Source organism: Martinezella sp. CNPSo 3964, from assembly GCF_057784375.1.
The window spans coordinates 228,992-243,094 of the sequence record NZ_JBXSOW010000008.1 but is presented as its reverse complement, the minus strand read 5'-3'; the positions used below and the strand labels follow the sequence as shown (position 1 = coordinate 243,094).

Here is a 14,103-nt window from a genome sequence, read left to right as displayed (position 1 = left end):
GGAACGCTGTCATCGTCGGCCGCCTCTAACCGGTGGCGCGCATTATTCCCCCAGCTAAAGAAAGGGTGGTTTCAAGCAGTACCTTTGCGCCCGTCTCAATATTTTCCGGGGTAACGAATTCAGCCTCGTTATGACTGATGCCGTCTCGGCATGGAACAAAGATCATCGCTGTCGGTGCAACGCGAGTGATAAAAAGTGCGTCATGGAAAGCTCCCGAGACCAGCTTCATGCTGGAAATGCCGAGCCGTTCACAAGCGTTGTCGATCAAATCCACGATTGCCTTGTCGAATTTGCCGGGCGCCAAGTCGAAGCGCCTTTCGATATGCACATCGACCATATGTCGTTCCGACGACACCCGGCATTCCGCAATGACCTGAGCCTCGATGGAGGAAAGCATGCCTTCCTCCGGATGACGAATGTCGACCGTGAACGTGACCTTGCCCGGGATGACATTGACCGAACTGGGTTCAACGGTCATTCGGCCAACCGTCAGCCGCGCCAGTGGATCGGCGGGCATGACGACTTGCTGTAAGCGCGCGATTGCGCCGATCGCTGCCGCCATCGGATCCCTGCGGAATTCCAGTGGTGTCGTACCGGCATGAGCCGCTTCGCCGGTGAAGGATATCTCCAGCCATTTGGTTCCCTGTACGCCGGTGACGATGCCGATCGGCACGCCCGTGCGCTCAAGCACAGGGCCTTGCTCGATGTGCACTTCAACGAAGGCGGAAACGGAATGGCCAATCGGCCGCGTCACAGCTTCCGGCAGCGCATTCAATGTAGCCGCCAGTTCATCGCCAAATCTTACTCCGTCGACGCCATGCATGTCCTGCCAGCCCAGTATGTCGCCCGTTCCGACAAAGGCCATTGAACCCATGCAGCCGGGAGAAAAGCGGCTGCCTTCCTCGTTGGTCCAGGACGCGACTTCGATGGATCGTTCCGTAACGACATCCGCGTCCTCCAACGATTCCAGTACCTCGAAGGCAGACAGCGTGCCGAGCGCGCCGTCGAACTTACCTCCTGTAGGTTGACTGTCGAGATGGCTACCGATCAGCACGGGCGGCAGTGAGGGATCGCGCCCCCCGCGCCGGATGAACAGGTTGGCAACCGCATCCTGATAGATGCCAAATCCCCGTGCAACGGCCAGTTCCGCAAGCAGCCGTCGGGCTGCGCGATCGTCCGCGCTCAGCGCCTGACGGTTCACCCCGCCTGCTGGGGTCGCTCCGACGGCTGCAAAATCGGCAATGCGCTGCAGTAGGCGCGGCGCATTGATCTTCGGGTATGCATTCATCGGCGGATGCCTGCCACGAAGTTCGTCACGCGCAGCGGGTCGACCGCATTCCACCAGACGCCGTCGTATTTCAGCGAGCTTGCTATGATCACGCCATCGGCAACCGACAGAATATCGTTGCCATTTTCCGGCGTCACGCCACTGCCGACAAGCGTCGGCAGGCCCGCTGCTTGCTTGATCATGCTTATGTAATCGAGATCCGCCGCATGCCCTGTCCTTTGCCCCGTGGCAATAACCACATCCGCATCGAAGAAGACGAGATCCTTGACCTGTTCCTCGACCGGTCGGTCCGCAACGATGGCATGCGCTCCATGTTTGACATGGGCATCGGCGAAGATGCGGATACCATGGGCATTGAGCCGCGCACGATAGCGCATCGCACGCGCGGCCTCTCCCTCGATAAAGCCTTCATTGGCGATATAGGCGTTTGCCCATTGATTGACACGAACAAAGCCCGCGCCTGCCGCACTGGCGATCGCAAGCGCGGGGATGGCGGCATTGGCAAGAACATTGATCCCGATCGGCCGGCGAAGTTCACGGCGGATGCGATCCGAGACGACGGCCATATAGGCCGAAGTCTCAGGACCGATATCATCGGGCTTCGAAAATGGAATGTCGCCATGGTTCTCGATGATCACTGCATCGCAGCCGCCGGCAAGATAGGCGCGGGCATCGTCGAGGCCGCGCTGGTACACTGTCTCAATCGCCTCTCCTGAATAGCGTGGCGCTCCGGGAAGCGGCGCCAGGTGAACGACGCCGATGATCGCCTTGTCACGCCCAAAGAGATCGATGAGCGCGTTGCCCTCCACCTGCCCGATTGGCTTCATTGTCCCAGTCATGTGTTTTCCAGTTCTGATATCTTTATGATTTCCGAAAATTCCGCTCGCGAGGGATAGGAGGCGAGCGTTCCAAGACGAGTAACCGAGATGGCTGCGATCTTGGTTGCCACCCTTGCAGCCGCAACCAAGCTCTTTCCCTGCGCGAGCAAGCCAACGAGGGTACCTGCAAAGCAGTCGCCGGCGCCGCTGGTATCGACAGCGGCGCTTTCGGGCGCCTCAAGAACAAGAGGTGCATCATCCTCCCGATCCCAAACGAGGCTACCCTTGCTTCCCAGCGTCACGACCACGCTTCTGCCCCCTTTGTCGAAGAGCAGGTCTGCAGCAGCAGAGGTCTCCACGCCGGTCAACGTCGAGGCTTCACCTTGATTGACGATGACAAGATCCACATCGGCAAGATCCTCGACGTGTACGTCTGACAGGGGGCTCGGATTGAGCACCGTCTTCAGGCCCGCCTCTTTGGCAAGTTTCAGACAGACAGCGGTGGCCAACCACGGCAGATTACCCTGCATCAAGAGGATGTCATCCTTCCTCCAGCTCTGGGCCAGATCCGTCTGATGGATCGGATCGAAGCCTTGCGCGCAGGCGACGGCACTGACGATGGCGTTTTCCCCACCTTCTTCCAGCAGGATCGTCGAACGATCGGTGGCAAGAGGCAGGCGGATCAGTCGATCGACATCAAGGTCGCCCGCCAGCATCCTTGTCATTTTCTCGGCGATATCGTCATCGCCGACCGGCGCCCAGAAGCGCACATCTGCTCCGCTTCGGGCCGCCGCAACGGCTTGGTTGGCACCCTTGCCTCCGAGGCCCTCAATCGCCGAGGTCGCGTTGAGCGTTTCGCCCGGGCGCGGCAGGCGCGGTAAGCGGAAGCTCGTATCGACGCAGACATTGCCGACGACATGGAGGCGCATGGCGGTCAGTCCTTGGCTGTCGCCCAGGCCAGCATCTGCTCGAACAGGGTCTTGTAGCCGTTCCAGCTGATGAACTCGGGTGGCAGCCAGTGCGGGCCGACATCCGACGTCCAGACAAGCGTCTTGCCCGCGCCATAGGTGCCGGTCACCAGCAGCGGCTGCGAACCATATTCGCTGGAAACGGTCGCAAGGATTTCTGCACCCTGTTTGACGACGACCTCGTTGAATCCGAGAAGATAAGGCCAATCGCTTCCCAGCCCCTTGAGAACGGGATGGTCGGCATTACCCGATACGATCGGCGTGAATCCCTCGGGAACCTCGACGCGGTCATCAATTGACAGGCAGCTTACCGGCAGCACGTCCTCGACCGGCGTTTTATGGTAGCGCGCACCCCCATTGATGCCCTGGAAGCTGTAGTAGCCGCCGAACATCAACAGCGCGCCGCCATTTGCCACATAGTCGCGCAGCAGCTTCAGCCGGTTCGGCGTCCTCCTGGAATGAATCCATGTATCCGGGTGCAGCAGCAGGGTGTTCGCGCCGATATCGGACAGAACGATCGCTTCATATTCCGCGAGCGCTTCGGCTGTCAGCGGAAAATCGCGCTGCGCCTCATGGGCCGGCATGAAGGTGACGTCAAAGGCACTGTCCCTCAACGCCTTCAACAGCTCGTCGGCGCCAGTGTGATAGGTAACCGTCGGAAATTGGTCGAAACCCTTGATGTGGGTGGCGGTCGAAACCCACGATTCACCCGCCAGAAGAACCTTTTTCTTGCTCATAACTGCTCCTTGAATGCACCCAGCCTTCAGGCCGAGGCGGAAAATACCGATTGGGGATTGGTGATCAGCATTTGGTCGATTGCCTGCTGATCGACACCGTGGCGCTTCAGTCGCGGCAGGAAATGCTTGAGAATGTAGCCGTAACCGAAGCCGCCATAGCGGGTCAGCATGATCTTGAGAAAGACGTCCTGAGACAGAAGTAACCGATCGGCAAAGCCCAAGTCGACGAGCGCCCGGATCGCCTTGGCGTTCTCCTCATCCGACGGCGATTGGGCATCCTGATCGGCGTAATAATAGTCCATGCCGATCATGTCGTATTCCAGGAAAGCGCCACGTTCCGCGAGGCTCTTTTGATAATCAAGATCATTGTGGCTGGGATTCATGTGGCAGAGCACGGTGTGACGCAGATCCGCGCCTTCTTCCTCAACCACATCCAGGACGCGGTGGGCAAGGCGCTCCCATCCTGGCAAATGGATGGATAAAGGTAGACCAGTCAGCCGCGAGGCTCGCGCCGATGCCCGCAGGGACTTCTGCTCTTCGGCCGTAAAATCCTTGCTGATGCCGACCTCGCCGATGATGCCAGCCATGATGTCCGGCTGAGTCTCGCCACCGCCGACATCGTTGACGATGAAAGCCGTGACCTCGTCCAGATCCATGCTTTTCAACCATTCTGGATGCGTATGCTCCAGATAGAAGCCCGTACCCATAATGATTTTCAGACCGGACATGCTGGCGATGCGGCGCAATTGTTCGGCATCGCGCCCTATGCCAAAGTTGGTGGTTTCGACCACGGTGTGGCCGCCGAGCTTCTGGAAGCGGCCGAGTTCGGCGAGCGCCAGATCCCCATTATCCAGCGAGACGTTGTCGCGGTTCATATAGGGGTTCATCCGCAATTCGCCGATGATCTCTATCCCCACGGGCCGTTCGGCGATCGCCTTTTCATCGGGATGGCAGGGGCATTTCCACGAACTCGCCCCGTCCAGAAAAATGTGCTCGTGCATGAGCGTCACGCCCATATCCGCGACCGGGATCGGGCCTAGTACGGTCATAACGCATCCGGTTTGAACGCCGATGGGATGTCGCGTTTTGGCGTTGTCCGAAAAAAGATGATCCATCATGCTCAACGGCTCCTCGTCGCGCCCTTGAAAAGGCGGAAGTTCAGCCAGATCGCCACAAGGATGATGACGCCAGTTACGATCGGCGTGAAGAAGGGTGACAGGTGCGAGAGGATCAGACCGTTGGCGATAACGGCGACGGTCAATGCTCCAAGCACCGTGCCGACGAGCGAACCGCGCCCACCGAAGAGGCTCGTGCCGCCCAGCACCACCGCGGCAATGACATCTAGCTCGAAGCCTTGGCCGGCGTTTGAAGAGCCGGAGCCCAGACGCGCTGCGAGAATGATCCCAGCGACAGAGGCTGCGACACCCGATATCACATAGACGAACAAGGTGACGCGTCGAGTGTTGACGCCGGCGCGACGTACCGCCTCGGCATTGGCGCCGATACCGGTAACGTATCGCCCGAAGGGCGTTTCGTTGAAGGCGACATAGGCTGCGACAAGGGCCACGATCGCAATCATTGCAGGTACGGGAACGCCAAAGAACCAGGCCTGGCCAATCGCCGTGAACGGGCTTTCCGGAGCGATCGGGATCGAGTAGCCGCCGGTAATGAGGAGCGCCAGGCCCCGGATGACCGATAATCCTGCCAGCGTGACGATGAAGGCGGGGATCCGCTCGTAAGCGATGAAATATCCCTGGATCAATCCAGTTGTCCCACCAAGAAACATCATCAGAACAACAACAAGCGGCCATGGGATTCCGGCCTGAAGGCAGGCAGCCGAAAGCGTTGCGGCAAGGGCCAATACGGATCCAACCGACAGATCGATACCGCCTGTGGTGATGACGAAAGTCATTGCCGCCGCCACGATCAACAAGGGAGCGGATTGCCTGACGACGTTGAGAAGATTGGGCGCGGTCAGAAAGACATTGGTGAACAGGGAGAAGAAAACGCAGACTGCGATGAAAAACAAGGCAATCGAAACGATACCACCATTGGCTATGGCCTTGTCATACAGGCGCGCCTTGCGCAGGCGAGACGACGGGCCGGTTTGAGTGTGAGAAGACGTCATGGTCATGCGGAAGCGCCTCGCTCAGTGGATTGACCGGCCGAGCGCGCAGAGAACTTACGACCGACGATCAGGTTGACGACCTCTTCGATATTCGTTTCTGCGATAAGGCGCTCGGCCACGTTCCGTCCTTCGTACATCACCTGGATGCGATCACAGACGAGAAATAGATCCTGGAGGCGATGCGTGATCAAAATGACGCTGACGCCCCGCGCGCTGACCGCGCGGATAAGCTCCAGCACCGCCTCTACCTCGGCAACCGCCAGCGCTGCCGTCGGCTCATCCATGATGAGGACCGACGGGTTAAATGACGCCGCTCGTCCGATCGCAATCGACTGGCGCTGGCCGCCTGAAAGATTTTCGACCTTCGAATACGTGTCCGGAATGACGATGCCGAGCCCTTCCAGCATATGGCGCGCCCGTTCATGCATCGTCTTTTTGTCGAGGATCGGAATGCCCGCAAGCTTCCATTTCGGCTCTCGCCCAAGGAAGAGATTGCCCGCCACGTCGACCGTGTCGCAAAGAGACAGGTCCTGATAGACCATCTCGACATGCGCAGCGCGTGCGTCGGCTGGCGAAGCAAAGGAAACCGGTTTGCCGTCAATCTCGATCGTCCCCGAATCCGGGATCACCGCACCCGAAAGAACCTTGCTCAAGGTTGATTTTCCGGCGCCGTTGTCACCGACAAGGCCAAGAACCTCGCCCGGTTTCAAGGCCAACGATACATTGTCCAGCGACTGCATCGTGCCATAGCGTTTGGAAATACCGGTCATCTTGACGCGGTAGGTATCAGCGTTTGTCATATCAATGCTGCCTTGCGGAAATGGCCTCAGCCATGATGCCACAACGTCATGGCCGAAGCGATCGGCCATGACGTGACGAGGTGCGGGAGTTATTTGAACATGCCCCGGAACTTGTCGACATTCTCCTTGGTGACGATGGTCACCGGCACATTGATGATTGGATCGATCTTCTCGCCCTTTTTCACTTTGACGAGCGCTTCGACGGCCGCCTTGCCTTCGCCGGCAGGATCCTGCTGGATAACGGCTGTCACCCAACCCTGATCAATGCCCTCGACCGCCTGCTTGGTCAGATCCCAGCCGAAGACCTTCACGCTGCCCGTCTTGCCCTGGCTGGTGACGGCCGCAACAGCGCCAAGGAGTGCCGGCTCACCGGTCGCATAGAGTGTCGTCATGTCGGGATTGGCGGTGATGAGATTTTCCGCTGCGCTAAGCGCGACATCCTGCACGTTCTGGCCGTCTACTGTATCGAGGAAATCGACCTTCTGGCCACCCGTCTTTACCGCAGACTTGAAGCCGTCGAGACGTTGGTTCTGGATAAAGGAATTGAGTGCGCCGACCACGCCGACTTTGGCGCTACCGCTCATCTTGTCCTTGACGTAGTTGGAATAGAATTTGCCGATCTCTTCGCCCGCCTTGGTATTGTCAACACCCACGAAGGCGATATTGTCGCCGTTGGGAATCTGAGCATCGATGGCGATAACGGGGATGCCGGCCTTCTTGGCGGCGGTGATTGCCGGTTTGACACCGTTTACGTCGATGGCAACCAAAATGATGCCGTCAACCTTCTGAGTGATGTAGTTCTCGATGGCGTCATTTTGTGCGCTCGGAACGTTGTTGGCATTGAATATGACAAGATCGGCGCCGGCCTTCTTTGCCGCCTCCTTGGCGCCATCATTGATCTGGTTGAAAAACAGAGCCTGCTGATTGATTGTCACAAGAGCCAGCGTATTCGCTATCGCGGCGCCGGGACTGCAGGCGAGGGTGAGCGTTGCGCCAAGCGCGCAAGCGAACAGGTATTTGTTAAGACGCATGATTGTTCCCCATGTTTTTGGATTGCATGGAGAGTATTCAAGTAACTTGAATTCTTGTCAAGTGACTTGAATTGATGATTTTGACGATGATCGCGAGTTCGCTCCCGTGACAGCTGTGGGAGCTAAAAAGTCGCTGGCGTGTTGACCCAGAAGATGCTCGCGCGCTCAGCACCGACATTGCGATACCAGTGGGGAAGTTCCGAGTTGAAGACGAAACTGTCGCCGATGGAGAGCCGGAACGTGCGCTCACCGACCATAAGTTCGATTTCGCCGGCAAGAACGTATCCGACCTCCTCGCCGATATGCTGGATCGGTCCGGCACTTTGACCGCCGGCTTCAATGTGGTGGATGTTACATTGAAGTAGATGACCTTGCGAATAAGGGATAATCCGTTCGAGAGAAATGCCTTCCCCTCTGCGCAATGGGTCCAGCCCGATTAAAGGCCTTGTTCCGGAACGAAAGACGATACCCTCTTCACCGTCGGCCTCCTCGAACATCCAACCGATATTCGTGCCCAGAACACCGACAAGCCGGTGCAGCATCGGCAACGAGGGCGAAGCCTTGCCATTCTCGATTTTCGACAGCAGGCTTTCAGAGCAATCCGCAGCCAAGGCGAGAGCCTTGAGGGTCAAGCCACGGGTTTGTCGGGCGAGCCTCAGGCGGCCTCCAAGCCGTGTCGGATTGGTCAGTATCTTTTCCTCGTTGTCTTCTCCCGATTGCCCGGGGGATCCAATCATATTCATGGTTCTGGCATCGCTGTTACAAAATCAAAGCTTAACGCCAGCCCTTTGCATCTGTCTAGGCGTCTCAAACGGGCGTGGCATGCACCATGAGCTGGTGCTTGCAGATATCCCATATTTTATCCCCGTGCCGTTTGGCAGTTAAACGCGAGAATGCGTTCGTTACAGCAGCTCTTGCCGGTTAATGGGTCTTCCACATATGTGGGGCGTATATGGACCCTGCCCGATTGCAACAAGCCTGGCAAATTCTGGATATCAGATCACAATTGCGGACGTATATTCGGCTTCTTGATGCAGCGCGACATTCGCCGCGCGAGCCTCGATGGGGTTTCGCACGCTTTCACCTCAATGGCCCGAAGACATCGGCGATAACGCCATGCCGGTCCATAATGTCAGGCTCAGGAAGCGACAGTCGTGACCATATTCCATCCATTGCCACTTGCTGCCCCTGTAGGGCGTGTAAGCTTCTTCCCGTTATCTCATGCCACGGCTTCGCCAAGGGATTGGCGCATCTCGTAGCCTTCGTTTCCCGAAAGCATCGCTCAAACAATATGGGCGTTTTGTTCGCCAGTGCGCGCGGTCGCCTCAGCTTGGCTTGACCGAGGATATTCCAGGCAATCACTGCACCGGTAATGGCGTCGCTGACCTGCCTATGGCTTCGTCTTCCGACATTTCCTTGTAGCTGATGCTGCAAGCGCCGGACTGGAGATGCATTTCAGCGATGGCAGGCAGCTTGTGGGTCTCGATATGCGGCGAACCCACAACCTATGAGGATCTGCATAACTCTGAAAACGCTCGATATTTCCCTTCGTTACATCCAGATCAACCATCGCGACCGGCGTATCCATCTCAGTGGAATGTTGCCGCTCGAGAGCATGGAATCCTCGGCTCGAAGAATGCTGCGCCGCCAAAAAAGCAGCCAGCATCGTTCGCTGCAGATTTTTGGGGCAGTCTCTATTGACAATTCATTTCCGATGCAGCTTCCTATGAAAATCCAATAAAACAGACTTACGTCTGGTATATTGGACATAAAAATGTTTCATAAGAAAGGGGAACGCGATGACTATTTCTTTCCGTGCCGGCCTGATCGCCCTGGCCGCCGTTGCAGCACTTTCCACACCGGCTTTGGCCGACGGCAGCAAACTTGATGAAGTACTGACCCGCGGCCACCTGATCATGGGAACCGGCAGCACCAACGCGCCGTGGCACTTCAAGAGCGCCGACGACAAGCTTCAGGGCTTCGACATCGACATGGGCCATATTATCGCGAAGGCTCTATTCGGTGATCCGGACAAGATCGAATACGTCAACCAGTCTTCCGACGCACGTATACCCAACATCACGACGAACAAGGTGGATATCACCTGCCAGTTCATGACCGTGACCGGCGAGCGCGCCCAGCAGATCGCCTTCACCATTCCCTACTATCGCGAAGGTGTGGGCCTCATGCTTAAGGCAGGCGGCCAGTATGCCGACTACGCCGCGCTTAAGGCTGCGGGCTCGTCGGTTACTGTGTCGGTGCTTCAGAACGTCTACGCCGAAGCCATGGTGCACGCGGCACTCCCGGATGCGAAGGTAGACCAGTACGACTCCGTCGACCTGATCTACCAGGCGCTTGAGTCCGGCCGCGCTGATGCGGCTGCGACCGACCAGTCCTCGCTCGCCTGGTACATGACCCAGAACCCCGGCAAGTACAAGGACGCCGGCTACGGCTGGAATCCGCAGACCTACGCATGCGGCGTCAAGCGCGGCGATCAGGATTGGCTGAACTTCGTCAATACCGCGCTGCACGAGGCGATGACGGGCGTCGAGTTCGATGCTTATGCGAAGTCCTACAAGACCTGGTTCGGCAAGGATCTGACACCACCGCAAATCGGCTTCCCGGTCGAATTCAAGTAATTGACTCCGAGGGGGCGGGGAAACCTCGCTCCCTCCTTTCGAAGGGCAGCCCGAGATGGGTTATACGCTGAATTTTTCCGCGGTCTGGCGCAATTTCGATTTTCTCATAAGTGGCCTGGCGCTGAGCCTGGGGCTGGCGGTGATCTCGATCTTGATCGGCGCTCTGCTCGGCCTGATCGTGGCGTTCGCCCTGCTTTCCAGGAAAAGCATGGCTGCCGTTCCGGCGCGCTGCTACGTGACCCTGATCCGCAACCTGCCGATCCTCGTGCTGGTGCTGTTTGCCTATTTCGCGCTTCCGCAAATGGGCTTCAGGCTCGACAAGATCAAAAGCTTCGTTCTGGTGCTCTCGCTTTATTCGGGCGCCTATCTGGCAGAGGTCTTTCGGGCCGGGCTGCTTTCGATCCCGAGGGGGCTGACAGAAGCCGGCCTGGCGATTGGCCTGACCTCCAACCAGATCCGCACCTCCATCATAGCGCCGCTGATGTTCCGCAATGTCCTTCCGTCATTGTCCTCGACGATCATATCACTGTTCAAGGATACGTCGCTGGCAGCAACGATTGCCGTTTCGGAACTCACCTTCGCGGCCCGTAAGATCAATGTAGAGAGTTTCCGCGTCATCGAGACATGGATGGTGACCACCGCCCTTTATGTCGCGACCTGTCTTCTCATCGCTGCCGCGATGCGCTTTGTCGAGCGCCGGCTGGCCCTGCCGAGGTAAGCCGATGTCACACACTTTCCTGGAACAGCTCTGGATTGCCCGCTTCGTCATCCTCAACGGTTTGATGATGACGGTTTCCATCTCGCTGCTCGCAATCCTGGCGGGCTCTGTCGCTGGCGTCTTCGTCGGGCTGGCGCTCGCCTATGGCAATGCCGTGCTCCGGCTGGTCGTCCGGGCCTATACGGATATCATCCGAGGCACGCCGGTTCTCGTCCTGGTTCTCGCCAGCTACTATGTGTCGAGCGCCGTCGGCGTCGATCTGGGGCCTTTCTCTGCCGGCGTATTGGCGTTGGCGGTCTTCTGTTCGTCCCACGTCGGCGAGATCGTGCGCGGCGCGCTTCAGGCGATACCGCGCGGGCAGACCGAAGCTGCCAAGGCGATCGGACTGACCTTCGGGCAGACATTTACCTCCGTCCTGTGGCCGCAAGCCTTGCGCCAGTGCCTGCCGACCTGGGTCAACACCGCCGCGGAGATGGTCAAGGCATCGACGCTGCTGTCGGTCATTGGCGTGGCCGAGCTGCTCTTGCGGACGCAGGAGATCATCTCGCGTAACTTCATGAGCCTGCAGTTCTATTTCTTGGCGGGTGCCCTCTATTTCATCGTCAACTTCGGCATCGAGCGCTTCGGCAAATTCGTCGAGCGTAAGACCGCCCTTCCATCCTGAGGAAGCTGACCAATGGCCAAGACCATGCTTGAAATCAAAGGTTTGCGGAAAACCTACGGCAACCACGAGGTGCTCAAGGGCGTCGACTGTTCGGTCGAGGAAGGCGAGGTCATCTCGATCATAGGCTCTTCGGGGTCCGGCAAGACCACCATGCTGCGCTGCGTCAATATGCTGGAGGAGTTTCAGGGTGGCACGATCAGCCTCGATGGAGAAGAGATCGGCTATCATATCGAAGGGACTTCGCGCCGCCGCAAGAGCGAAAGGGAGATCGCCCGCCAGCGTGCCCTGACCGGCATGGCGTTCCAGCAGTTCAATCTCTTTCCTCACATGACGGCTGCCGAAAACGTCATGCTCGGCCTAATCAAGGTGAAGAAGACGCCGAAGGCCGAAGCCCGGTCGATCGCCGAGCGTTGGCTCGACAGGGTCGGCCTTTCGGCGCGCACCAATCACTATCCGGGTCAGCTCTCCGGTGGCCAACAGCAGCGCGTTGCGATCGCGCGCGCAATCGCGATGTCTCCCCGGCTGATGTTGTTTGACGAAGTGACCTCCGCCCTCGATCCCGAACTGGTGGGGGAAGTGCTGCAGGTCATCAAGGGACTGGCCGCAGATGGGATGACGATGCTGCTCGTGACCCACGAGATGCGTTTTGCCTACGAGGTGTCGTCAAGGGTCATCTTCATGAACCAGGGGGTCATCTGCGAGGAAGGCGACCCCAGGGAAATGTTCGTGAAGCCCAGGACCGAGCGGCTCGCCGAGTTTCTGAAGACTTCAAGTTTCAACTAAGCAGGGAAGTGAAATATCATGACGATCAAGCGATATGGCGCGGGAGAAACGGGGGCTGGCGGTCAGCCGCTTCCCTTCGCCAGAGCAACCGAAGCCGCCGGCTGGCTCTATGTCTCCGGTCAGGTGCCAATGGAAAAGGGCGAGATCGTTCCCGGGGGCATCATCACCCAGAGCCGCAAGGCCATCGAAAACATGATTGCCATCCTTGAGGAGGCGGGCTACCGCCTGCAGGACGTGGTACGCGTCGGTGTATGGCTCGATGATCCGCGGGACTTCTGGAGCTTCAATGGCGTCTATGCCGAATATTTCAGCGAGAATCCTCCTGCCCGAGCTTGTGTGCAATCACGCATGATGGTCGACTGCAAGGTCGAAGTGGATTGTGTCGCGTATCGCGCGGATCGCGCCTGAAGATTGGAGAAATGCATGGCCGAGGCTGCTGTCGAGATCGCAGCACGACGCACCAGGGGATTGGATCGTGCATTCGAGATACTCGAATTCCTGCGCGTGAAGCGGCAGCCGATGCGACCCAACGAGATCGCGGCGGAAATCGGTGCGCCGCGGTCGTCCGTGTATGAACTGGTCAATCTTTTGCTCAGCCACGGGATGCTCGACTACCAGGGCGACGAAGGGCGAGTATTTCTCGGCCGCCGCCTCTACTTCCTCGGAACAGCTTATGCCGAGCATTTCGATCTCATGCGCGAGTGCGAGCGTATGCTGACCCACCTTGCCGAGGAGACCCGCGAGACTGCACAAATGTGCCTTCTTGAGGGCAACAAATACACCGTTGCCATGATGCGCGAAGGTATTCGCCCGTTCCGTATCTCGTCCAATGTTGGTGAACTCGTTTCCATCCCCTGGACGGCGTCCGGGCGATTGCTCGTTTCCCATCTGTCCGACCAGCAGATTGTCGACTTCATCCCGCCTGAGGATTTCATCCTGCCAGACGGCCGGCGTCTGGATCCGGCGAATTTCATCGCGCAGGTGCGCGGGGCTGCCCAGGACGGCTATTTCACCTTCAATAGCGAGGTGGAGAATTTTACCCGCTGTTTTGCCGTCCCTATCTATCAAGCAGGCGGTAACTGTATTGCTACGTTGTGCCTGGTCACTCCTCGGGAGGATGGGGTGCGCAACCGAGATGACTACCTTGACAGCCTATTGCGTGCCGCTGGTGAGATTAGTGAAAAGCTTGGTTATGGCCAGGATCAGTATCGTGGTGCTGGTGCGCGGCGTTAGTCTCACTGCTTGAGGCTTGAAAAATTAATGCGCTTCGCAGGCCCTGCAGGAAGAAGGCTCATGACGTGGCGAGGTCCATCTGACCAGGCGATTGTCGCAATCGCAACGAAAGGAGCGAAGGTCTTGTGCATGTCGGATACAGCGGGATTGCCAACGAGGATCTGCGATCGATGACGCGGAGTGTCGGGCTATCGCCAGACGGCAAGCGACAAGGGCGAGCCGAAACCTAAAGTCTTGTGTCGCGTAAATTATTTATCCGGTGCCGTCAGAATGCGTTTCGTCACCCTGTTCTAAAA

General features: G+C 58.1%; 15 protein-coding genes. 6 read left to right on the top strand and 9 right to left on the bottom strand.

Going from position 1 to position 14,103, the window contains the following annotated elements:
- Nucleotides 1-25: 25 nt before the first annotated feature.
- The 9 genes from AC13Q5_RS24260 to AC13Q5_RS24220 all read right to left on the bottom strand — a co-directional run bounded on the left by AC13Q5_RS24260 (nt 26) and on the right by AC13Q5_RS24220 (nt 8,507).
- Entirely contained in the window at nt 26-1,288 is a 1,263-nt protein-coding gene (locus AC13Q5_RS24260) for a Zn-dependent hydrolase (RefSeq protein ID WP_488503423.1), read from the bottom strand.
- Nucleotides 1,285-2,127, bottom strand: a complete 843-nt coding sequence (locus AC13Q5_RS24255) for a BtpA/SgcQ family protein (protein WP_457879318.1) — start codon at nt 2,125-2,127, stop codon at nt 1,285-1,287. Before AC13Q5_RS24255 ends, AC13Q5_RS24260 begins: the two co-directional genes overlap by 4 nt.
- Nucleotides 2,124-3,035, bottom strand: coding sequence for a ribokinase (locus AC13Q5_RS24250; RefSeq protein ID WP_488503422.1), 912 nt, complete (start codon nt 3,033-3,035; stop codon nt 2,124-2,126). The genes AC13Q5_RS24255 and AC13Q5_RS24250 overlap by 4 nt, the downstream gene beginning before the upstream one ends.
- 5 nt (nt 3,036-3,040) lie before the next feature.
- A complete protein-coding gene (locus AC13Q5_RS24245; RefSeq protein WP_488503421.1) occupies nt 3,041-3,811 on the bottom strand; it encodes a glutamine amidotransferase in 771 nt (256 codons plus the stop codon).
- Nucleotides 3,812-3,837: 26 nt separating this feature from the next.
- The gene (locus AC13Q5_RS24240) at nt 3,838-4,926 is read right to left on the bottom strand and encodes a phosphotriesterase family protein (protein WP_488503527.1); all 1,089 of its coding nucleotides are present in this window, start codon (nt 4,924-4,926) and stop codon (nt 3,838-3,840) included.
- A gap of 5 nt (nt 4,927-4,931) precedes the next feature.
- Nucleotides 4,932-5,939 carry an ABC transporter permease gene (locus AC13Q5_RS24235; RefSeq protein ID WP_488503526.1) on the bottom strand — a complete coding sequence of 336 codons (1,008 nt, stop codon included), beginning with the start codon at nt 5,937-5,939 and terminating at the stop codon, nt 4,932-4,934.
- Between the two features lie 2 nt (nt 5,940-5,941).
- Complete coding sequence (locus tag AC13Q5_RS24230) at nt 5,942-6,739, bottom strand: ATP-binding cassette domain-containing protein (RefSeq protein ID WP_075854767.1); 798 nt, start codon at nt 6,737-6,739, stop codon at nt 5,942-5,944.
- 89 nt (nt 6,740-6,828) lie between these two features.
- Entirely contained in the window at nt 6,829-7,770 is a 942-nt protein-coding gene (locus AC13Q5_RS24225; protein ID WP_457879315.1) for an ABC transporter substrate-binding protein, read from the bottom strand.
- Nucleotides 7,771-7,892: 122 nt separating this feature from the next.
- On the bottom strand, nt 7,893-8,507 hold the full coding sequence (locus tag AC13Q5_RS24220; protein ID WP_143525495.1) for a cupin domain-containing protein: 615 nt from the start codon (nt 8,505-8,507) through the stop codon (nt 7,893-7,895).
- 1,062 nt (nt 8,508-9,569) lie between these two features.
- Between AC13Q5_RS24220 and AC13Q5_RS24215 the strand changes: the two genes are divergently transcribed.
- Genes AC13Q5_RS24215 through AC13Q5_RS24190 form a run of 6 tightly spaced genes read left to right on the top strand, consistent with a single transcriptional unit; the run spans nt 9,570 to nt 13,807 of the window.
- A complete protein-coding gene (locus tag AC13Q5_RS24215; RefSeq protein ID WP_075854622.1) occupies nt 9,570-10,409 on the top strand; it encodes a transporter substrate-binding protein in 840 nt (279 codons plus the stop codon).
- A 55-nt stretch (nt 10,410-10,464) separates the two neighbouring features.
- Nucleotides 10,465-11,127: an amino acid ABC transporter permease gene (locus AC13Q5_RS24210; protein ID WP_457879314.1), complete on the top strand. Its 663-nt coding sequence runs from the start codon at nt 10,465-10,467 to the stop codon at nt 11,125-11,127.
- A gap of 4 nt (nt 11,128-11,131) precedes the next feature.
- A complete protein-coding gene (locus AC13Q5_RS24205) occupies nt 11,132-11,791 on the top strand; it encodes an amino acid ABC transporter permease (protein WP_075854620.1) in 660 nt (219 codons plus the stop codon).
- Nucleotides 11,792-11,803: 12 nt separating this feature from the next.
- Nucleotides 11,804-12,574, top strand: coding sequence for an amino acid ABC transporter ATP-binding protein (locus AC13Q5_RS24200; protein ID WP_075854619.1), 771 nt, complete (start codon nt 11,804-11,806; stop codon nt 12,572-12,574).
- An 18-nt stretch (nt 12,575-12,592) separates the two neighbouring features.
- On the top strand, nt 12,593-12,982 hold the full coding sequence (locus AC13Q5_RS24195; RefSeq protein ID WP_075854618.1) for a RidA family protein: 390 nt from the start codon (nt 12,593-12,595) through the stop codon (nt 12,980-12,982).
- A gap of 15 nt (nt 12,983-12,997) precedes the next feature.
- The gene (locus AC13Q5_RS24190; protein WP_488503420.1) at nt 12,998-13,807 is read left to right on the top strand and encodes an IclR family transcriptional regulator; all 810 of its coding nucleotides are present in this window, start codon (nt 12,998-13,000) and stop codon (nt 13,805-13,807) included.
- Nucleotides 13,808-14,103: the final 296 nt, after the last annotated feature.